The organism is Phyllobacterium myrsinacearum (assembly GCF_014138285.1).
Classification (GTDB): domain Bacteria; phylum Pseudomonadota; class Alphaproteobacteria; order Rhizobiales; family Rhizobiaceae; genus Phyllobacterium; species Phyllobacterium myrsinacearum_A.
On record NZ_JACGXN010000001.1, the window covers coordinates 1,325,121 to 1,347,703 of the forward strand.

Annotated in this window: 15 protein-coding genes and 1 riboswitch; of the genes, 12 read left to right on the forward strand and 3 right to left on the reverse strand. The window is 57.6% G+C overall.

The window, feature by feature from the left end:
• Window positions 1–119: 119 nt before the first annotated feature.
• The 10 genes from denD (at window position 120) to FHW16_RS06655 (ending at window position 11,624) form a co-directional block, all read left to right on the forward strand.
• Window positions 120–1,103 (forward strand): D-erythronate dehydrogenase, encoded by a 984-nt coding sequence (gene denD / locus FHW16_RS06610; protein WP_182548303.1) that lies wholly within the window; start codon window positions 120–122, stop codon window positions 1,101–1,103.
• Window positions 1,100–1,876, forward strand: a complete 777-nt coding sequence (locus tag FHW16_RS06615) for an SDR family oxidoreductase (protein ID WP_182548304.1) — start codon at window positions 1,100–1,102, stop codon at window positions 1,874–1,876. Before denD ends, FHW16_RS06615 begins: the two co-directional genes overlap by 4 nt.
• 58 nt (window positions 1,877–1,934) lie before the next feature.
• On the forward strand, window positions 1,935–2,999 hold the full coding sequence (locus FHW16_RS06620; RefSeq protein WP_182548305.1) for an ABC transporter ATP-binding protein: 1,065 nt from the start codon (window positions 1,935–1,937) through the stop codon (window positions 2,997–2,999).
• A 116-nt stretch (window positions 3,000–3,115) separates the two neighbouring features.
• The gene (locus FHW16_RS06625) at window positions 3,116–4,429 is read left to right on the forward strand and encodes an ABC transporter substrate-binding protein (RefSeq protein WP_182548306.1); all 1,314 of its coding nucleotides are present in this window, start codon (window positions 3,116–3,118) and stop codon (window positions 4,427–4,429) included.
• A gap of 231 nt (window positions 4,430–4,660) precedes the next feature.
• Complete coding sequence (locus FHW16_RS06630) at window positions 4,661–5,590, forward strand: carbohydrate ABC transporter permease (RefSeq protein ID WP_182548307.1); 930 nt, start codon at window positions 4,661–4,663, stop codon at window positions 5,588–5,590.
• Window positions 5,591–5,604: 14 nt separating this feature from the next.
• A complete protein-coding gene (locus FHW16_RS06635; RefSeq protein WP_182548308.1) occupies window positions 5,605–6,504 on the forward strand; it encodes a carbohydrate ABC transporter permease in 900 nt (299 codons plus the stop codon).
• A 34-nt stretch (window positions 6,505–6,538) separates the two neighbouring features.
• Window positions 6,539–8,341 (forward strand): IlvD/Edd family dehydratase, encoded by a 1,803-nt coding sequence (locus FHW16_RS06640; RefSeq protein ID WP_182548309.1) that lies wholly within the window; start codon window positions 6,539–6,541, stop codon window positions 8,339–8,341.
• A 24-nt stretch (window positions 8,342–8,365) separates the two neighbouring features.
• On the forward strand, window positions 8,366–9,118 hold the full coding sequence (locus FHW16_RS06645; protein ID WP_182548310.1) for an SDR family NAD(P)-dependent oxidoreductase: 753 nt from the start codon (window positions 8,366–8,368) through the stop codon (window positions 9,116–9,118).
• Window positions 9,119–9,145: 27 nt separating this feature from the next.
• A complete protein-coding gene (locus FHW16_RS06650) occupies window positions 9,146–9,985 on the forward strand; it encodes a fumarylacetoacetate hydrolase family protein (protein ID WP_182548311.1) in 840 nt (279 codons plus the stop codon).
• Between the two features lie 301 nt (window positions 9,986–10,286).
• Window positions 10,287–11,624 (forward strand): MFS transporter, encoded by a 1,338-nt coding sequence (locus FHW16_RS06655; protein WP_182548312.1) that lies wholly within the window; start codon window positions 10,287–10,289, stop codon window positions 11,622–11,624.
• 165 nt (window positions 11,625–11,789) lie between these two features.
• Here FHW16_RS06655 and FHW16_RS06660 read toward each other — a convergent pair whose 3' ends face one another.
• The 3 genes from FHW16_RS06660 to FHW16_RS06670 form a co-directional block, all read right to left on the reverse strand.
• Window positions 11,790–16,391 carry a translocation/assembly module TamB domain-containing protein gene (locus tag FHW16_RS06660; protein WP_182548313.1) on the reverse strand — a complete coding sequence of 1,534 codons (4,602 nt, stop codon included), beginning with the start codon at window positions 16,389–16,391 and terminating at the stop codon, window positions 11,790–11,792.
• Window positions 16,388–18,316, reverse strand: coding sequence for an autotransporter assembly complex protein TamA (locus tag FHW16_RS06665; RefSeq protein WP_182548314.1), 1,929 nt, complete (start codon window positions 18,314–18,316; stop codon window positions 16,388–16,390). The genes FHW16_RS06660 and FHW16_RS06665 overlap by 4 nt, the downstream gene beginning before the upstream one ends.
• Before the next feature lie 306 nt (window positions 18,317–18,622).
• The gene (locus FHW16_RS06670) at window positions 18,623–19,897 is read right to left on the reverse strand and encodes a D-amino acid dehydrogenase (RefSeq protein ID WP_182548315.1); all 1,275 of its coding nucleotides are present in this window, start codon (window positions 19,895–19,897) and stop codon (window positions 18,623–18,625) included.
• Window positions 19,898–20,113: 216 nt separating this feature from the next.
• Window positions 20,114–20,200, reverse strand: a riboswitch (glycine riboswitch).
• A 104-nt stretch (window positions 20,201–20,304) separates the two neighbouring features.
• Between FHW16_RS06670 and FHW16_RS06675 the strand changes: the two genes are divergently transcribed.
• A complete protein-coding gene (locus FHW16_RS06675; RefSeq protein WP_182548316.1) occupies window positions 20,305–20,541 on the forward strand; it encodes an Lrp/AsnC ligand binding domain-containing protein in 237 nt (78 codons plus the stop codon).
• Window positions 20,542–20,714: 173 nt separating this feature from the next.
• A complete protein-coding gene (gene ilvD / locus FHW16_RS06680; protein ID WP_182548317.1) occupies window positions 20,715–22,568 on the forward strand; it encodes a dihydroxy-acid dehydratase in 1,854 nt (617 codons plus the stop codon).
• Window positions 22,569–22,583: the final 15 nt, after the last annotated feature.

Sequence of the window (22,583 nt, forward strand, 5' to 3'; positions counted from 1 at the left end):
AGCATGGCCTTTTCTGCACTGTATCACCGTGAACCTCACATCTTTCCCCTCGCCGCCGCGCACGTCGTTTGAATGAAAAACGGGCGTATTGCCCGCATGACAAAAGAGGTTGATTGCATATGCATGTACTGGTCATTGGCGCAGCCGGAATGGTGGGCCGGAAATTGCTGGACAGGATCGCTGCGCAGGACGGCATTCTTGGTGGCAATATTGACAAGCTGACGCTCGTCGACGTGATTGAACCAGCAGCACCGGCGGCGCTGGCGCGTGTTTCAACCTCCAAAGCGGCCGACCTTTCCGATCCCGGCATGGCGGAAAAACTGATTGCCAGCCGCCCGGACCTGATCTTCCATCTCGCAGCCATTGTCTCGGGTGAAGCCGAAGCGGATTTCGAAAAAGGTTACAAGGTCAATCTCGACGGGACGCGGTTCCTGTTTGAAGCCATCCGTCTGGAGAGCGCAAAGTCGCCTTACCGTCCACGCGTGGTTTTTGCCTCGTCGATTGCCGTCTTCGGCACGCCTTTTCCCGACAAGATCGGCGATGAGTTCTTCACCACGCCGCTCACCAGCTATGGCACACAGAAAGCAATCTCCGAACTGCTTCTGTCCGACTATAGCCGACGCGGTTTTTTCGACGGAATCGGCATTCGTTTGCCAACCATCTGCATTCGACCCGGCAAACCGAACAAGGCTGCGTCGGGTTTCTTCTCCAATATCCTGCGTGAGCCCCTGGTGGGACAGGAAGCCATCCTGCCGGTGGACGAGAATGTGCGGCATTGGTTCGCCAGCCCGCGCTCGGCAGTGGGTTTCTTCGTGCATGCGGCAACGCTGGATCTGGAAAAGGTCGGGCCCCGCCGCAACCTGTCGATGCCAGGCCTTTCAGCCCTCGTTGGCGAAGAAATTGCCGCTCTGAAACGTGTTGCCGGTGACAAGGCAGTCAAGCTGATCCGGCGTGAGCCCGATCCGACCATCCAGAAAATCGTTGCGGGTTGGGCGACGGATTTTGACACGCGGCGGGCGGCCTCGCTCGGATTCAAGGCGGAGACCGTTTTTGACGACATCATCAAGGCGCATATCGAAGACGAACTGGGCGGAAAACTATGACCAATTATCAGGATTCGGGCAAAGGCAAGATTGCACTGGTGACCGGCGGCGGCACGGGCGTCGGCAAGGCGATTTCCACGGCGTTGCTTGGTGTCGGCTGGTCCGTTGTCATCACCGGGCGGCGCAAGGATGTGCTTGACGAAGCAGCGAAAACTCTGACTGCCGAAACCAAGGGAACCGTCACATCCATTGCAGCCGATGTCAGCGACCCCAGATCCGTTGCAGCACTCTTTGAAGGTATCAAGGCACAGTATGGGCGGCTGGATCTGCTGATCAACAATGCGGGTATCAATGTGCCCAATGTCGCCATGGAAGAGGTGACGTTCGAACAATGGAACGCCATTCTCGGCGCCAACCTGACGGGCGCATTTCTCTGCACGCAGCAGGCGCTGAAGCTGATGAAAGCGCAGACGCCGCGCGGCGGCCGTATCATCAACAATGGCTCGATTTCCGCGACTACGCCGCGTCCGAATTCAGCACCTTATACGGCAACGAAGCATGCCATCACAGGTTTGACCAAGTCGACTGCACTGGACGGGCGGCCTTTCGATATTGCCTGCGGCCAGATTGATATCGGCAACGCCACCACGGAGATGACATCAAAGATGGCAGGCGGTGTGCTGCAGGCCAATGGTGAAACCGCGAGCGAGCCGACGATACCGGCACACTATATCGGCGATGCCGTTGTCTATATGGCCGGTCTGCCGCTGGAGGCCAATGTGCTGTCGCTGACGGTCATGGCAACGAAAATGCCATTGGTCGGGCGGGGATAGTATTTTCGCACGGTGTTTTGGGAGAAGCACCGTTTGACATAATTCGGGAGGAACAGGCATGGCATCAGTCGAATTCGCCAACGTAAGAAAATCATTCGGGACGCATCCGGTTATCAAGGGGGTTGATATCGAGATCGCCGATGGCGAGTTCGTCATTCTGGTTGGCCCATCGGGCTGCGGAAAGTCTACGCTGCTGCGCATGCTGGCCGGACTTGAGAATATCTCTGCCGGAGAAATCCGCATCGGAGGACAGGTGGTCAATGGTCTCGCTCCAAAAGAGCGCGACATCGCCATGGTGTTCCAGAATTATGCGCTCTATCCGCACATGACTGTTGCCGACAACATGGCATTTTCCCTGACACTGAAAGGCGCATCCCGAGCCGAGATCGACAAGCGGGTAAAACCCGCAGCAGAAATTCTTGGCCTTACGCATCTGCTTGACCGTTTCCCCCGGCAATTGTCTGGAGGCCAGCGTCAGCGCGTTGCGATGGGTCGTGCCATTGTTCGCGATCCACAGGTGTTCCTGTTTGATGAACCACTTTCCAATCTCGACGCAAAATTGCGCGTGGCCATGCGGGCGGAAATCAAGGAACTGCACCAGCGGTTGAAAACGACCACCGTCTACGTGACGCACGACCAGATCGAAGCCATGACCATGGCCGACAAGATCGTCGTCATGCATGACGGCATCGTCGAACAGATCGGGGCGCCGCTCGAACTTTATGATCAACCCGCCAACCTGTTCGTGGCCAGCTTTATCGGCTCGCCCGCCATGAACATGCTCAAGGGCAGACTTGATCCAAACGATGCACTCAAATTCGTAACTGAAAAGGGTGTTGTGCTGCCGGTGGCAAAAGCCCCGGAAAGCGCTAGGGGCCGCGCGCTGATCTATGGCCTGCGGCCGGAGCACATGACGATTGCCGATGGCGGCATTCCGGCCAGCGTCGTGGTGATCGAGCCCACCGGATCGGAAACGCAGATGATCATGCGTATTGGCGGTGACGATATAACAGGTGTGTTCCACCAGCGCATCAATGCCCGTCCGGGCGAAACTGTCGGCCTGTCGATACACGCCGAAGCGACGTATCTCTTTGACGCGGAGAGCGGCAAGCGGCTCGTCTAGGTATGACCAAACGGCACCTGCCAGTCGGGGAACATGTGCCTGATAGAAAGCCCCCGAAAGCATGAGCCGGAAGCGGGAGACGTTCCGGACATGCGAAACCCCAAGGAGGAGCATTCATGACCATCAACAGACGACATCTTCTCGGCGCTTCTGCCGGGCTCGTGGCCGCAGCTGGATTGAACCGGTTCGGCCTTACCCCTGCCTTTGCCCAGGCCGCACCAACGTACAAACCAGAGGCTGGTGCAAAGCTGCGCCTGTTGCGCTGGGTGCCATTCGTGCCTGCGGAAGAAGCGGCGTGGCTTGCCAACACCAAGAAATTCACCGACGCCACCGGCGTTGAAGTGCGCATCGACAAGGAAAGCTGGGAGGACGTACGCCCGAAGGCCGCGGTTGCCGCCAATGTCGGCTCGGGACCGGATATGGTCATGAGCTGGTTCGATGATCCCCAGCAATATCCGGACAAGCTTCTCGACGTGACCGAGCTCGGCACCTATCTTGGCGGTGCCCATGGCGGCTGGTATCCCGGTCTTGAAGGTTATGCCAAGCGTGACGGCAAGTTCATCGCACTGCCGCTCTGCGCCATCGGCAATGCTATTGTCTATCGCGACAGCCACATGAAAGCGGCTGGCTTCCAGGAATTCCCAAAGGATACCGCGGGCTTTCTGGAACTGTGCAAAGCATTGCACGCCAAGGGCACACCGGCTGGTTTTCCACACGGCAAGGCCGTGGGTGACGGCAACAATTATGCCCATTGGCTGCTCTGGAGCCATGGCGGCAAGATGGTCGACGAGAGCGGCAAGGTCGTCATCAACAGCCCCGAAACGCTCGCTTCGGTGAAGTATGCGCAGGAACTCTACAAGACCTTCATCCCCGGCACCGAAAGCTGGCAGGACGTCAACAACAACCGCGCATTCCTCGCCGGCCAGGTCTCGCTGACCGCCAATGGTGTGTCGGTTTATTACGCCGCCAAGAAGGACGCATCAATGGCAGCGATCGCCGAAGATATGCGCTCGGTCAACCTGCCTATCGGGCCCATCGGTCAATCCGTTGAACTGCATCAGGCATCGACCCTGTCGATTTTCAAGCACACGAAATTCCCGGAAGCAGCCAAGGCCTATCTGCAGTTCATGTATCAGGCAGACAACATGAACGCTTGGATCGAAGGCGCCAGTGCCTATTGCTGCCAGCCTCTGAAGGAATACGCAGCCAATCCCGTATGGAAATCCAATCCCATCCATGAGGCCTATGCCAAAGCCTCGGGAAGCCTGCGGCCGAACGGCTATGCCGGACCGCTTGGAACCGCATCGGCTGGTGTGATGGCCGACTATGTGCTGGTGGACATGTACGCCACCGCCGTGACGGGACAGATGACGCCGGAAGACGCTATCGCCCAGGCCGAGAAACGCGCCAACCGTTACTACAACGTCTAGAGCGGAGACCGGCAGGATGGGAAGCAGTTTGAACATGGGATGGCGTGAAGGTGGAGACACTCTTCACCCCCCTCTGTCCTGTCGGACATCTCCCCCACAAGGGGGGAGATCACATCGGCATCAGAGATTTCGCGCTATTTTCAACATTGCAAATTGTGCGAAGGCAGTCATGAAGGCTGATCTCCCCCCTTGTAGGGGAGATGCCCGACAGGGCAGAGGGGGGTATTCCCAATGACAGCAATAACAACCAAACCACCTTCAGCCCTCGGCGCGCTGACCCGGAACAATACGTTTCTGGGTTTCATGTTTCTGCTGCCGGCTGCGGTCTTTCTGTTGTGCTTTCTGACCTACCCGCTGGGCCTTGGTGTCTGGCTCGGGTTCACCGATGCCAAGATCGGCCGTGACGGCATCTTCATCGGTCTCGACAATTACATAGCGCTTGCCAACGATTCCGTGTTCTGGATGACGGTGTACAACACGGTGCTTTACACCTTCATTGCCTCGGTTCTGAAATTTGGTCTCGGCCTTTGGCTCGCACTGATCCTCAATGAAAACCTGCCGTTCAAATCTTTCTTCCGCGCCATCATCCTCCTGCCTTGGGTTGTCCCGACCGTGCTGTCGGCGCTGGCCTTCTGGTGGATTTACGATGCGCAGTTTTCCATTCTGTCCTGGTCGCTGATCAAGCTCGGCATCATCGACACACCCATCAATTTCCTTGGCGACCCCAACAATGCACGCTTTTCGGTGATCGCCGCCAATGTCTGGCGCGGTATCCCCTTTGTGGCGATCTCGCTGCTTGCTGGCCTGCAGACCATTCCGCAATCGCTGCACGAAGCAGCCTCGCTGGATGGTGCAACCGGATGGCAGCGCTTCCGCTTCATCACCCTGCCGATGCTCACCCCCATTATCGCCGTGGTGATGACTTTCTCAGTGCTTTTCACATTCACCGATTTCCAGCTGATCTACGTGCTGACCAAGGGTGGACCTGTTAATGCGACCCACCTGATGGCAACGCTTTCATTCCAGCGGGGTATTCCCGGCGGACAACTCGGCGAAGGGGCAGCGATTGCTGTCGCCATGATCCCGTTCCTTCTTGCCTCCATCCTGTTCTCATTTTTCGGTCTTCAGCGCCGGAAATGGCAACAGGGCGGACAGGATTGAGGGAGAGAACGACCATGAGCATTTCCGAACAGACCAACACCGCCACACTTACCGACGACGCACAGGGTATGAGCTATCTCAACCGGCTACCGCGGCGCATCGTCGTGCTCTACCTGCCGCTGGCCGTCTTCATCATTGTCTTGCTGTTCCCGTTCTACTGGATGGCGATCACGGCGGTCAAACCGAACTCGCAGCTGACGGACTATAACAATTACAGCCCATTCTGGGTGGTGGGCCCGACACTGGACCATATCAAATATCTGCTGTTCGAGACCTCCTATCCCGGCTGGTTGTGGAACACGCTGGTTGTATCGGTCTGCGCAACGGTGTTGTCCCTCGCGGCCTCGGTCTTTGCCGCCTACGCCATTGAACGCATCCGCTTCAAGGGTTCGCGGTCTGTCGGACTTCTGATCTTCCTCGCCTACCTCGTGCCGCCCTCCATCCTGTTCATTCCGCTGGCAGTCATCGTCTTCAAGTTCGGCATCTATGACAGCAAACTCGCACTGATCTTCACCTACCCGACTTTCCTCATTCCGTTCTGCACGTGGCTGCTCATGGGTTACTTCCGTTCGATCCCGTTCGAACTGGAAGAAAGTGCACTGGTGGACGGCGCCTCCCGCTGGCAAATCCTCATCAGGGTCATATTGCCGCTGGCAGTGCCGGGGCTGATCTCTGCGGGTATTTTTGCCTTCACTTTGTCGTGGAATGAGTTCATCTATGCGCTGACCTTCATCCAGTCCTCGGAGAACAAGACTGTCCCGGTCGGTGTCCTGACGGAGCTGGTGCGAGGAGACGTTTTCGAGTGGGGATCGCTGATGGCCGGAGCCTTGTTTGGCTCGCTGCCTGTCGTGATCCTCTACTCATTCTTTGTCGATTATTACGTATCCTCGATGACCGGAGCGGTCAAAGAGTAGCTTGGGGGAGAGCCCCACTCAGGAGTTTATTTTCATGACGACCCACAAGACCCCGAAGAAGCTTCGCTCACAGGAATGGTTCGACAATCCTGACAATCCGGGGATGACAGCGCTTTATCTCGAGCGCTATCTCAATTACGGCCTGACCCGCGAGGAATTGCAGTCTGGCAAGCCGATCATCGGCATCGCCCAGACTGGTTCGGACCTTTCCCCCTGCAACCGCCACCACATCGAATTGGCGAAACGCGTCCGCGACGGTATCATCGCAGCCGGCGGTATTCCGTTCGAGTTTCCGGTGCACCCGATCCAGGAAACCGGCAAGCGCCCCGGTGCGGCACTTGACCGTAACCTTGCCTATCTCGGTCTGGTTGAAGTTCTGTTCGGCTATCCGCTCGACGGTGTGGTGCTGACCATCGGCTGCGACAAGACCACACCGGCGATGCTGATGGGCGCAGCGACCGTCAATATTCCCGCTATCGCACTGTCTGTCGGACCGATGCTGAACGGCTGGCATCGCGGCGAGCGCACCGGTTCCGGTACCATCGTGTGGAAGTCGCGCGAAAAGCTGACCTCGGGCGAGATCAACTATGACGAGTTTATGGATATCGTTGCCTCATCGGCACCTTCGGTCGGCTATTGCAACACCATGGGTACGGCTACGACGATGAACTCGCTGGCGGAAGCTCTTGGCATGGAACTGCCGGGCGGCGCAGCCATCCCCGCGCCTTACCGTGAACGCGGGCAGATCTCCTATGATACCGGCAAGCGCATTGTAGAGATGGTGCGCGAGGACCTGAAACCCTCCGATATCATGACGCGCGAAGCCTTCGAGAATGCCATCGTCATCAACTCGGCCATCGGCGGCTCGACCAATGCGCCAATCCACCTGAACGCGATTGCCCGCCATCTCGACATCGCGCTCGACAATGATGACTGGCAGGCTATCGGCCATGACGTCCCTTTGCTTGTCAATCTGCAGCCTGCGGGTGAATATCTCGGCGAGGACTATCATCGCGCGGGCGGCGTACCTGCTGTTGTGGCTGAACTTCTGAAAGCCAAACGACTGCCGCATCCGGCAGCGCTCACGGTCAACGGGAAGAGCATCGGCGTCAATTGCGAGAACGTTGAAAACCTCAACACCGATGTCATCCGCCCCTATGACACCCCGCTGAAGAAGAAAGCCGGGTTCATCAATCTCCGGGGTAATCTTTTCGACAGCGCCATCATGAAAACAAGCGTGATTTCCGAAGAGTTCCGTAACCGCTATCTGTCGGACCCGAATGATCCGGAAGCATTCGAAGGCATTGCTGAAGTGTTCGAGGGACCGGAGGATTACCATGCACGCATCGACGATCCGGCGCTCGGCCTTGATGCCAACAGCATCCTGATCATGCGCGGTACTGGCCCGATCGGTTACCCCGGTGCGGCGGAAGTCGTGAACATGCAACCTCCGGGCTATTTGCTGAAGCAGGGCATCCACGCACTGCCTTGTCTTGGCGATGGCCGCCAGTCTGGCACATCGGGCTCACCCTCGATCCTCAATGCCTCGCCTGAAGCCGCGGTCAATGGCGGTCTGGCGCTGGTGCGCTCCGGTGATCATCTGCGTATCGATCTCAACAAGGGCACGGCCAATATCCTCATCGATGACGAGGAACTGCAGAAGCGCCGCGAAGACCTGCTGGCGGCAGGCGGCTACAAATATCCGGCCAGCCAGACGCCATGGCAGGAAATACAGCGTGGCATGGTCGACCAGCTGGCGCAGGGCATGGTGCTGAAGCCGGCGGTCAAGTACCAGCGCATCGCTCAGACCAAGGGATTGCCCCGCGACAACCACTAGAACCGAATACGCTCGGGAGGAACCATGGCGAACACCATCAGACGCTATGAAGGACGGCACGCGGTTATTACAGGTGGCGCATCCGGCATAGGTTACAGGACTGCAGAGCGGATCGTGTCGGAAGGCGGCACGGTCAGCCTGTGGGACGTCGATGCGGCACGGATCGAAGAGGCGAGAAGCAAGCTCGGCAATGACACGCACGGACTGGCGCTCGATGTTTCCGATCCGGCGCAGGTGGAAAAGGCAGCGCGGGATACGGCGGCCAGTTCCGGCAAAATCGATATTCTGATCTGCTCGGCCGGGATTACCGGTCCGAACGCCAAGGTGGCCGATTATCCGATCGATCAGTGGAAGCGGGTGTTCGACATCAACGTCAACGGCCTGTTCTATTGCAACCGTTTCGTTGTGCCGTTCATGCAGAAGAACGGCTATGGCCGCATCGTCAATGTCGCCTCCATCGCCGGCAAAGAGGGCAATCCGAATGCCTCGGCCTACAGCGCATCGAAGGCGGCGGTGATCGGACTGACGAAATCGCTGGGCAAGGAACTGGTGCATGACGGGATCACCGTCAATGCGATTACTCCGGCCACGGTCGATACACCGATCCTTCAGCAGCTCAAACCCGAATTTATCGACTATATGCTGTCGAAAATACCCATGCAGCGCTTTGGTACTGTCGATGAACTGGCATCTCTGATCAGCTGGATTGCCAGCGAGGAATGTTCATTCACAACAGGCGCCGTTTTCGACATTTCCGGTGGCCGCGCCACCTATTGACCACCTCCCAATCAGAAAGGTTACCCCATGAAACTCGTGCGTTACGGTCCTGCCGGTCAGGAAAAGCCGGGCCTTGTCGACAAGGATGGCAAGGTTCGCGATCTCTCTGCTCACGTCAAGGATATCGCCGGTGAGGCGATTTCGCCGGCAGGATTGAAGAAGCTCGCTGCCATTGATCCGGCGACACTGCCGGAAGTCACTGTGGACCGTTACGGCGCTTGCGTCGCGGGAACAGGCAAGTTCATCTGTATCGGTCTCAATTATTCCGACCATGCGGCGGAAACCGGTGCGACTGTGCCGCCGGAGCCGATCATTTTCATGAAGGCAACCTCGGCAATTGTTGGCCCCAACGACAATGTGGAAATTCCGCGCACCTCGCTCAAGACCGACTGGGAAGTTGAACTGGGTGTGGTTATCGGCAAGCACGCCAAATATGTCAGCGAGGACGAAGCACTTGATCACGTTGCCGGTTATTGCCTGATCAATGACGTGTCGGAACGCGCTTTTCAAGCCGAGCGGCAGGGGCAGTGGACTAAGGGCAAGAGCAGCGACACGTTTGGCCCGACCGGTCCGTGGCTGGTGACCAAGGATGAGATCGCCGATCCGCAGAAGCTGAAAATGTGGCTTGAGGTCAATGGCCACCGCTACCAGAACGGTTCCACCGAAACGATGGTCTACGGCGTCAAATATCTGGTCTCATATCTGTCGCAGTTCATGAGCCTGCATCCGGGTGACATCATTTCCACCGGCACACCGCCCGGTGTCGGCCTTGGCCAGAAGCCAAATATATTCCTGAAAGCCGGGGATGTGATGACACTCGGCATCGAGGGGCTCGGCGAGCAACGTCAGGACGTTGTGCAGGGGTAAATCTGTTGGAGGTGCCCTATTTCACATGGGGCACTCTTCGTGTTGAAAGCGCCTGCAAGACCATTGTGCGTGGTTCGACAAGCTCACCGTGAGGAAGAGGGAGGATTGCAGGGAAGCTATACTCTGCAACATTTCCGGTTGGCTTTACAGCGCCGCTCTCCCTCATGGTGAGCTTGTCGAACCACGCACAATGGTCTTGCAATTACTACTTGCCGGTGCACGGCGGATTTGGCCAATAGGACAGACCGCTGCAAATATCTTATGGTGCCGCGAACCAAAGCAGCAAAGGGAGTTTCAAACAATGTCCTCAGCAACCAAAGCTGCCCACCCGCCCCAGAAAGCTCCGGCCGGGGCCAGCAAGGTCCGCTACGTCATTCTGGCGATGTGCTTTCTCGGTATAACCATGAATTATCTCGACCGCGCCAATATGAGCGTGGCGCTGCCCTATATCGATGCCGAACTGAACCTGCAGCTGACCAATGCGGAAAAAGGCCTGATCTTCGGCGCCTTCTTCTGGGCCTATGATGGCATGATGCTGATTGCCGGCTGGTTCACCGACAAGGTCGGCTCGCGCCGTTCCTTCACCATTGCCGCCGTCTGGTGGTCGATCTTCACGGCACTCACACCGCTTGCCACCAGTTTTTGGGGGTTCTTCGGCGTGCGTTTTGCGCTGGGTGCCGGTGAAGCGCCGGCCTATCCGAGCGCCACCAAAGCCGCCTCGCGCTGGTTCCCGAAAAGCGAGCGCGCATTTGCCACCGCGGTGATCGATTCCGGTTCACGCGTCGGAACCGTCCTGGCCCTGCCGATCGTTACCGGCATCATCGCTCTGACCACATGGCATTATTCCTTTGCAATCCTTGGCGCACTCGGCCTTGTCTGGGCGTTCTTCTGGTACAGAATGTACCGTGATCCGGCCGAGCACACTGGCGCAAACGATCTCGAGCGCCAGTACATCACCGACAATGGCGGGCGTACCGACGAGACCGACAATGCCGATGCGGTCAAAATCCGCTGGCGTGATCTTTTCCGTTACCGCACCATCTGGGGCATGATGATCGGCTTCTTCTGCCTGAACTTCGTCATCTACTTCTTCCTCACCTGGTTTCCGGATTATCTGAAGAATGCCCGCGGCCTGAACCTTGCCGAACTCGGCACATTCGGCATGATCCCGGGTCTGACCGCCGTCATTGCAGCATGGGGTGCCGGAGCTTGGGCCGACCGCGCCATTCGCGGCGGCGCGGATGTGACGACGGTGCGAAAGATCGTCATGGTTGGCGGCCTGTTCGGCGGCGCGGCCATTCTTCCGGCGGCGCTGGTCTCGTCGCTCTATATGGCGCTGATCTTTCTGGCGATTTCCTACAGCAGTCTTGCGGTTGCGGCGACTGCCATCTGGTCATTGCCCGCCGACGTTGCACCAAGCTCGCATCATGTGGCTTCTATCGGCGGTATCCAGAATTTTGCATCGAACATTGCCGGTATCATCAGCCCGTTCCTGTTCGGCGCACTGCTGGATCACTTCAAGGGCAACTATACACCTTCGTTCGCCATGGCAGCGTGCATGGCACTTGTTGGCGCATTCACCTATGCCTTTGTGGTAGGCCGTGCAGAGCCCCTGCCAGTGCTCCCGCCCCGGAAGTGATTTGAGGGATTGAATGGAGGAGGCTCTGCAGCTTCGCTGAGCCTCCTCCATTCAACCATACCGCACCTTTCTCCGTCACCCTCGGGCTTGCCCCGAAAATGACAGAGAGTGAGGTGCTTTATAAGATTATCTGCATATCGACTATTGTAGACGTGCAACCGCCTATCAATAATCCTTCTCGAAGAACAAACCGGCTCCCGAGTCACCGTCGCTGCCCACGGAGCCCTTGGCCTTGAGCTGCGGCGTCACATCAAGGTTGATTGTGCCCTTGGTCTTGCCAGCGGCACCGGCCTCCACGCCGAGATAGACATTGTCGCGAATGTAGCGACCGGCACGAACCCCCGCATTGCCTTCGCTGTCGGTAGTCACATCAAGATCATCGAGCCCCGTCCCTTTGCGCAGACTGTCGAGCAACGATGAATTCGACCCGCCAGCCAGCTCCGCTGCGGCGGCAGCAAGACGCGCGATCTGCAATGGCGACAACTCGCTGATGGAACGGTTGAAGATCAGACGTGCCAACACCTCGTCCTGCGGCAGTTCCGGCTGCGACGAGAAAGTGATGTTGAGATCGGAAACGCGGCCCTTGACCGCTACATTGACCGTGGTGTCGCTGTTCGTCGTGCTGGCGACAAAATTCAGTTCGGGATCGAGATCGCCGACGAGAGTCACCTGCCCCTCGGTAAAAGTAATCCGCTGCCCCAGTATTTCGAGGCGACCGCGTATCAGATCAAACGCACCGACCGGCTGGATATTCGTGGCAGGACCGGTAAGACGCACCGAGCCGCCAATTTCCGTATCCAGACCACGGCCGCGTACAAAAATCCTGTTCGGTGCCGTGACATTGATGTCAAGCCGCACAACGCTTGGCCGCGCCGTTGGTGTTGCAACGACCGGTTGATCAGCCTTTGCTCGCTTGAGCGTCTGTGCGACAGCCTTGGGTGTCTTTTTATGTTTGACGTCGATGACAGCCGACGAACCGCCAAAGCTTTCGGGAACACTGATCTCCGCGCGATCGATATTGATATTGCCGGCGATCAACGGATCACGCGTCAACGGACCATTGATGCCGAGGGCACCTGTCAGCGTGGCAACAACCATATTGCCATCGGCATAACGCGCCTTGTCGAGCTTGATCTGAATATTAGCCGGGAAGTTAGCCGCAGCATCAGTGGAGATCGTACCAGTAGCGCTGACGGTGCCTCCGGTGGATAGCCCTGCACTAAGCGTGCGAATGGTGACGGTCTGCCCCTCCATACTGCCAAGCAGGGTAATGCGCTGCAGACGCAGGTTGGTTTCGGGATCGACCACCTCAGCGCCATTGGCCGAAAACATGCCACGAATGAGCGGCTGCTGGAAGCTCCCCGAAACGGAAGCCGTCACGTCAATATTACCCTTTGCCTGCGTACCGCGATCGGCAAGAAAACGATTGGCAAGTGACAGAGGAATATTGCCAGTTACGTTGATACCAAGCCCCGACCCGGACACCGGTACATTGCCGCTTGCGGAAACGGTGAAACCTTGCGGGCCGTCCGCTTTGGCTGAAGACAGGGTCAAGGTATCGTTAGCAAAATGTCCCGCTGCGGCAAGTTGCAACGGTGCAAGGCCAGCCTCCTGCAAAGGCTTGGCGGACAAGCCGGAACCCTTGAGGTCAAATTCCGCATTGGGCTTTTGCAAAGTCCCGGTTACACGCCCGCTGCCGGTAACATTACCAGCCAGATTCTGGTCCTTGACCACGCCGTTCAATGCGCGAAGCGGCAGGTTGCCGAGCGTGAGGTCAATGGCAAGCTGCCCCTGTGTCAAAGGAACCGCCCCTTTGGCAGACGCATCGAGCCCGTTAGCGCCGGTCAGGCGTGCATCGACATTGAGCTGGTCGGTGGTCGATGTTCCCTTAGCATCCAGATTGAGGCCATCAAGCCCGGCCTTCTTCAGCATCGCCGCCGTGATGGCGCGAGCCTGCATGTTAAAGTTCACATCGGGTTTGTTGCGCGTGCCGCCGATCTTCGCCGTGCCGTTGATTTCGCCGCCCAAGCCCAGATCCGGTTTGACCGTATTGGCGATGTCGAGCGGCAGCTTGTCGATCGCAACCGCAAGATCAAGCGTTTCGGCCACATCACCGCGCACGGTCACTTTGCCCTTGCCGATATCGAGAATAATATCACCGAAGGAAACGTTGCTGCCCGCGACATTGATCGCAGCTGGTTGGACCAGCCGGGCAGCAAGCGCACCACGGGTCAGGTCTGCATTGGCCAGCGACAGGAGAAAGCCTTTGTCCGTCGGTTCAAGCGACCCGCCAACCGACGTTTTCGCACCATTTTTCAGTTCCGCGTTCAGCTTGAAATCGGTGGTCTTGCCTTCCTGAGTCGCCTGAGCGTCCAAGGTGGAAATATCGACGCCTCCGGCCGATACCGTCGTGGCCGTCACCGTCCCGTTGGCGGAAGGAACCTTGAAAATATCCTGCGCCGCCAGCGCAATCGCTGCCTTGCCAACAACAACATTACTGGCCTTCAGCCCGTCGATGTCGCCCTTGACGTCAATATTCTGTTTCTCGTCATCATGGGCAAGCGTAATGGCAGCATTAGCCTTGCCTGTCGCTTCGACGAGGAACAGCGCTGCGGCCGTCGACACGTCACTGGAAGCAAGGGTCAGGTTACCCTGAAGAAGGCCCTTCTTGTCTTGGGTCACGTCACCGCGCAGGCGTGTTCCACCGGCGATGAACTGCACATTGCTCAGGCGTTTTTCATCCTTGTGAAGCGCAAATTCTGTCGCAAGGTCCGCCCGAACGCCATCAAGGAAAGCCAGACCCGATACCTTGCCATCGAGCGCGCCCTTGAGCAGCAACCCGTTGAACGAGAATGCGCCTTCCGTGAGCTTACGGCCGGAGAGCTCGCCGTCCGGTACGCCCGCATTGAAAGCAAGGGCGATGATATTGTCACTGCCCCGCGCGCTACCTTTGACCTTGAGCCCACCATTTGCCTTCTCCGACAGGAGCGCCAGATCGGTAAGGTCGAGACCGAAATCAAAATTGGCGGTGCCCGTCGCAAAGGTGCCATTGGCGGTGACCAAGGTCTGCGGATTTTCGACGCGGAAGTTTTTTGCACTGAGGCCGGCCTCGCCACGGGCAAGACCACCCGTAATGCGGGTTTCACCCTCGAGCACACGATCGGCTGAATCGATACCGAGCTTCATGCCGGTCGCGTGCCCATCCAGCATCAGATCGAAACCACCTGTCAGCGCTTCGACAGCGCCATTTGCTTTCAGATCGAGCGAACCGGCAAGATCGCGTCCGGCAAGTTCTGAAAACGGGGAAATGCTTGATGCCTTGACCAATATGTCGCCGTTGTAAATAAACTTGTCGATGGTACCAGCGAGCGATGTGCTGAATCCATTGGCAGCAACAAGTGCCTGTTTGAGATTGACCGGCGTTCCAGCCTTCCAATCCCCATTGATCTTCAGCTGTATCAACTCGCCCAGTGCCTTGGCGATATCGGCACGCTTTGCCGTGATCCCCGATACATCACCGGTTACATCATAGGTAAGCGAACGGGCCGCTGGATTGTCGAGGTTTTCCGCCAAGCCTTTGGCAACAAGATTGACCGACTTGGATGCAAAACTGCTGGTGGTGAGATTGGTCACATCGATTGTGCTCGACCAGCCATTGTTGGCGCTTGTGCCAAAGGAAACCGCCAGCACCGCCTTGTCGACAGTCGTTTGGCCGCCTGCAACTGGCAGGATGACTTTCTTGCCGGTGGGATCGGCAATGGAAGCATCTACTTTCAGACGACGGAGAAATCCGTCATTGGTGGTATCGCCTGTCGCATCCACCGACAGGGCGGCACTCTTGATGTTAAAGCGGTCAAGCGAGACGCCACCCGCATCGCGAACCACGCCATTGACCACCAGAGCCGTATCATTGCCGAAAAAGTCGCGGAAGAGCGGTGGAACCAGCATGGCGATCTGACCATCAAGGGTGGTTTTGAAACCAAGTCCTTCACCCTGCCGGTTGATCTGTGTATCGCCCGTCAGTACACGCTTGCCTGCCGCGTCCAGTGTCAGTTGCAGAGCGATATCGCTCAACGGACCGGAACCCTTCAGGGACAGCGCCACGGGCGGGCGGCCCTCGATGTTGAGAAGATTGGCGGCAATTCCGTTCTGCGGTTCATTCAGCGACAGATCGAGATCAAGCTTCTGGCTTGCATTGGCATAGGCAGCCTTGATAGCGAAATCACCGCCCGGTCCATCGAGACGTTGCACCTTGAGGTTCGAATCCAGTGATCCGCTATCAAGGGTGATATTACCGGCGAGAGAAATTTCCGACTTGAGCCCGAAAACATTGTCGCCAAAAGCAATCCGGCCGACCTGCAAATCCTGGAGGATAACTGCCAGCGGCAGTTCCGGCAGGCTGAACCCCTTCGCTTCAGGTGAAGGCAGGCTCTCGTCCGGCAGCGGTTTGCGGATAATATCGATGCGCTCCGCGCCGAGACTGTTGATATCGAGACGACCACGCAACAACGCCAGACGACTCCAGACAATCTTGGCGTTGGTGATGCGCAACCAGATGCCTTCACGATCGGCAATAGTGATCGAGCCAATATTAGCTTCCGAGGAAAGCACACCCTGAATGTCGGAAATCGCTATCTGCCGGTTGGGGGTCGACAGCTGCTCTTCGACAAAGCTGAGGAAATAAGATTTCTCCGCTTCGGCGCTATCTTGCGCCAAAGCCGGTGCTGCAAAAAGCAGAAGGAATATGACTGCGAGTATCCGGGTCAAAACGCCTGTCCTATACCAACGTAGAAAGCAATACTGGGGTCATTTTCCCGCCGGTCGAGTGGCATGGCCACATCGAAGCGGATCGGGCCCAAGCCCGTATTATAGCGAATACCAGCACCGACGCCGACGCGCAGTTGCTCGGCAAAGTCAGGGAAAGATTCTTCGCCCACATAACCGGCGTCCACGAAGGCGACAGCACCGATTGTATTCGTTATCCTGGCGCGGGCCTCAACCGATCCTTCGACAAGCGACCGTCCGCCGATGACATAATGATCGCCGTTGCGTTCAACGTTCACACCGATGTTGCGATAAGCGTACCCCCGCACCGAACCGCCGCCACCGGCAAAGAAAAGCTCGTCCGAGGGCAATTCGGCAATCTCCGCGCCCACGATGCTGCCCAGTTTCAGGCGGCTGGCCAGCACGAACCGGTCATCCGTACCAAAGCCGAAATAGGTACGGCCTTCTGCCGTGAACTTGGTGGCGAAGTTACCATACTCGACCTCGTAGAAGGGAGACAGAAGACCTTCCAGATAAAAACCACGCGCCGGATCAACCTTGCTGTTGCGGCTGTCGTAGGTGAGACCGCCAATCAATCCGACAGTCAGGAAATCCCGGGTACCGAAGAAGTCGTCCTCGAATTGCGATTTGGCAACATTGGCGGTGATCTTGCCAGACAATTCATCGGAGAAAATCTGGGTGAACCCGGCATTTGCGGTGATGGAGGTCTGCGTATAGGCGTCGAGAACCTTGCGCTCGCCAATCAGTGACGCGATGAAGTCCGTGTCTGGTGTATAGACACCGGGCTTGGTGAAACTGGCGCCTAGGAGATAGCTGTATTCCGAAGGATCATAGGACTGGTCGCCAATGCCGCCAATCTTGGCATCAATGCGCAAGCGCTCCGCCCGGCCAAACAGATTGCGATGCAGCCAGTATGTCTCTAGCCCAAGACCGTCCAGTGTCGAATAACTGCCGCCCGCACCGAAGCGGCGCAGTTTCTGCTCTTGTACAGCCACGGTGATGGGTAACAAGCCGTCGCTGCCGATGGCATCGCCTTCCTCAATCCGCGCCGAACGGAAGACTTCGAGGCGGGACAGGCGTTTCTTGGCGCGTTCGATTTCATCAGGATCATATTCCTGGCCCGGTTGCAGACCGGTGATGAAGGCGACGAACTCGGGGTCCATACGTTCGGTGCCTTTGACCTGTACCGGACCAAACCCCGCCCGCCCGCCGGGATCGACATCGATGGTCGCATCGACCCGATTGTTCTCATGATCGGCGATGACCTCCCGGCTGAGAATCTTCGCCTTCGGGTGCCCCTGCTGACGCCAAGCGTCAACCACGAGCCGCTCGGCTTTGACAATGGTCGTAGACCGGGCGATCTCGCCGGCGACGTAACCTTCCTTCTCGGGGCTTTCGACAAAGTCCTTCGGATCCACTGTCGGCGGCGCCATGTTCTTGACGCGCGCAGTCGCGAACAGGAACTGGGATCCGGGTTCGACTGAAATAACGACTTTCGCCGGCTCCGAAAGAACGGCATCGGGCGGGATGTCACTCGCCTCCTTGCCATCGACCTGAATGCTGATGGTGCCGCCATAACGGCCATCGGCGTAAAGCGCACCGAGAATGCGGCGATAATCACCGCGCGCCTTGGCAAGCAGACCCGCCGCACCGGAGGCAGGTTTTTCCTTGTCGGCAAAAAGGCTTGAGGCACCTTCAACAAGTTTCGTTGTCTCGTCACTCGTGGAAGCCGCGGTTTCGACTGTGTATTTCTGCGGATCAGCGATAACCGAATCGGCATCGTCTTCCTTCTTGGCGCCCCAGAGATGAACGCCGAAAAGATCAAAGGCCTGAGCAGGCGAGACAAAAGCCGTAAGGGCCAGCAATGCGGCACCGAAACAACTGGCCTGTGGGCGCTTGAAGTCCATCAACCAGCAAATTCCCTACACATCAGAACACAAACATACACTGCAGGGAACGCGTGCACGCCGCCTACAATTGATAAAATTCGCCCTTCGAGCTTAAGAAAACGATAACATGCCGGTAAAAGCTGGCCAACCCGCAATGGCACCGGAATGGTGCTGCAACCCAGTGTTAGTGGCCATATGGCCACAAAACCGCGATACAATCACGCCCACAGCTGCAATCACTTTTTATGTGGCGGATGCAATAGTTTGCCCGACGCCACCCCAACACGACAAGAGCGCCTGAACCGACAGGCGCTCTTGAGCCATTTATTCCGCGGCGGCGAGCCAGCCGGCCTGCGACTTCGTATCGACAGGTATGGCCGCACTGATGTGGCCGGTGACGATTTCTGCTGTGGCTGCCGACAGCGTCCAGCCGAGATGGCCATGACCGGTATTGTAGAACACGCCCGGACGCTTGCCCGCACCAACGCGCGGCAGCATGTTCGGCATCATCGGACGCAGGCCTGCCCATGGCACGACATTGGATGTGTCCATGCCCGGAAAGAGATCACGGCTCCAGTCAACCAGCGGCTTGACGCGGTCATGGCGGATGTCACGGTTCTCACCATTGTATTCGGCGGTGCCGGCCACGCGCAGGCGGCCAGCACCGAGACGGCTGGTGACGATCTTCGCATCATCGTCGAGCAGACTGACCCAAGGGGCCGATGACTGGCTCTCGGCATCGTCCAGATTGACCGTGATCGAATAGCCCTTCACCGGATAGATGTTGACGCGGTCACCCAACTGGGCGGCAAATTTGCGGCTGGCAATACCAGCGCAGATGACAATGGCATCAAAACGTTCGGTCTCGGTTGGCGCATTGGCAACCGATGCTGCGCTCCATTCGACCACAACGCCGTCAGTGCCATGCTTCAGCGCCGTTACGTCGGCATCACCAACAAAGCGCACGCCATGACGGACGGATGCGGCTGCAAGGCCGCGTGTGAACTTGTGGATATCGCCTGTTGAATCGGACGGGGTGAAGAAGCCGCCATAGAACGAGCCGTTCAGGGCGGGCTCAATACTGCGGATTTCTTCATTGGTGACAGCACGACGATCAAGACCACCAGCTTCCAGAAGCCTGTTGACCTTGGCGGCATGGTCGTAGCCGTATTTCGAACGGTAAATGTGCAGGATGCCGCGTTTCTCCAGATCGAAATCGATCTTCTCATCCGCAGCGATTTCGAACATGCGCTTGCGCGCTTCAATGGCGAGCTTCGTCGTGGCAATAGTGTTTTCTTCATAATGCGGGATGTTCATCACGAATTCCGCCATCCAGGAGTATTTATGCCAGGAAGGCTTCGGGTTCATCAGCAGCGGTGCATCCTTGCGCAGCATCCACTTCATGCCCTTGAGCACAGTCGACCAGCTGTTCCACACTTCCGCATTGGATGCTGAGAGCTGACCGCCATTGGCGAAGGATGTTTCCATTGCCGCATAGCGGTTGCGGTCGAACACGGTGACGGAATAGCCCTGACGGGCAAGCGCATAGGCGGTCGTTACGCCGGTGATACCGGCGCCGATAATGGCGATGTGGGTCATGGTATAACAGTCCTCAAGCAACACATGGTTTCAGTTTCGCCGTTCACAACGGCACGAAACCCCATCTGTCACGGAACCTGAGAGCTTGGCCCTTTGAGCGCCCGCCGGGTGTTTGTCACCCGTGTCGTCGGCACCGTTTTCCGATCATGCGACCGGGCAGGGCTTTCTCCTTCGGTGGGCATACCCCTTGCGGACCATGCCTCTCTCCAGATGTTCTAGACTATTCTGGTCCTTTTGCCTGAGAGTTTCCGGGGCGGTTGCTCCATCGGCGCCGGTTTTACCGGTCTCTCCCAGATAGTCTGTGCGAACGCGCGACATATATCGCAGTTGCGAGGAGAGAACAACTGGCTAAGAAGCGCCGCAGCAATTATGCTGGATGAAAATGGCGTAACCTTCCGGAGGAATTCATGAAGCCTGTCTTTCTGCAACTGCAATGCGCACCGGGTAAGACGTACGAAGTTGCAAAAACCCTGTTCGAGCGCGAAATTGTGTCCGAGCTCTATTCGACCAGTGGCGAGTTTGACCTTCTGGCTAAGATCTACATTCCCGAAGATCAGGATATCGGCAAGTTCATCAACATCAATGTGCTCGATATTGCCGGAATTGCCCGCTCCCTGACGACGCTGACTTTCACCGCATTCTGAGGCGGCCTAACGGGGCGAGACATTACGTCTCGTTTCACGCGTGCGGCATCTGCATTATGTAATCAATGCAATAAAACACGCCCGCTTTAGGCAACAAAATTCCAATCTTTTGCCATGGAAGCACTTTTTCTGTAAGAGAGCTCCCTCGCCCGTTACCAGCAGGATTTTCGACAATGCCTCCTTATCGTTCACGCACAACCACACATGGCCGCAACATGGCAGGAGCCCGCGGGCTCTGGCGCGCGACCGGCATGAAAGATGAGGATTTCGGCAAGCCGATTATTGCAGTGGTCAACTCGTTCACCCAGTTCGTGCCCGGCCACGTGCACCTGAAGGACCTCGGCCAGCTCGTAGCGCGTGAAATCGAAAGCGCCGGCGGCGTCGCCAAGGAATTCAACACCATTGCCGTCGATGACGGCATCGCCATGGGCCATGACGGCATGCTGTATTCGCTGCCTTCACGCGAAATCATCGCCGACAGTGTCGAATACATGGTCAACGCCCACTGCGCCGATGCCATGGTCTGCATTTCCAATTGCGACAAGATCACTCCCGGCATGCTCATGGCTGCATTGCGCCTCAATATTCCGGTTGTCTTTGTTTCGGGTGGACCGATGGAAGCCGGCAAGGTTGTCTGGGAAGACAAGGAAAAGAAGCTCGATCTGGTCGACGCCATGGTTGCTGCCGCCGATGACCGTATTTCCGATGAGGAAGTGAAGGCGATCGAGCGTTCCGCCTGCCCGACCTGCGGCTCATGCTCCGGTATGTTCACTGCCAATTCGATGAACTGCCTTACCGAAGCGCTCGGCTTGTCACTGCCGGGCAATGGCTCCACGCTGGCCACCCATGCGGACCGCCGCCGCCTGTTCGTCGAGGCCGGCCATCTCGTGGTCGATCTCGCCCGCCGCTACTACGAGCAGGACGACGAGACCGCGCTGCCACGTTCGATTGCCTCTTTCGCGGCGTTCGAAAATGCCATGACGCTCGATATCGCCATGGGCGGCTCAACCAACACGGTTCTGCATTTGCTGGCCGCCGCCCATGAGGGCGAAGTTGATTTCACCATGAGCGACATTGATCGCCTGTCCCGCCGTGTTCCCGTCCTTTGCAAGGTGGCGCCCGCTGTCGCCAATGTACATATGGAAGACGTGCACCATGCGGGCGGCGTCATGGGCATCCTTGGCGAACTCGACCGCGCCGGACTGCTCGATACATCCGTCTATTCGGTACACGCGGCCAATCTTGGTGCGGCGCTCGACCGTTGGGATGTTGTGCGCAGCAAGAACCAGTCCGTGCATGATTTCTTCAAGGCAGCCCCAGGTGGCGTCCCGACCCAGGTTGCGTTCAGTCAGGAACGTCGTTTTGCCGATGTCGATCTCGACCGCGAAAAGGGCGTCATCCGCAATCTCGAACATGCCTATTCCAAGGATGGCGGTCTCGCTGTTCTTTACGGAAATCTGGCGGAAGATGGATGCATCGTCAAAACGGCGGGTGTCGACGATTCAATCCTGAAATTCTCCGGCCCTGCCCGCATCTTCGAGAGCCAGGACACGGCAGTTCTCGGCATCTTGAATGGCGGCATCAAGCCAGGCGACATCGTGCTGATCCGCTACGAGGGACCGCGCGGCGGACCGGGGATGCAGGAAATGCTCTATCCGACCAGCTATCTCAAGTCGAAGGGTCTTGGCAAAGCCTGCGCGCTCATCACCGATGGTCGCTTCTCTGGCGGTTCATCCGGTCTTTCCATCGGCCACGTTTCACCGGAGGCCGCGGAAGGCGGCCTCATCGGTCTGGTTGAGGATGGTGATATTATCGATATCGACATTCCAAATCGCGGGATTCATCTGGCCGTTGACGATGCTGTCCTAGCCGAACGCCGGGCACGGATGGAAGCCAAGGGCACCGCAGCCTGGAAACCGGAAGAAAAGCGCAAGCGCAAAATCACCACGGCTCTGCGCGCTTATGGCGCCATGGCAACCAGTGCCGCCAGGGGTGCCGTGCGTCAGATTCCTGACGACTGGAACTAACGACGGCTTGAAATA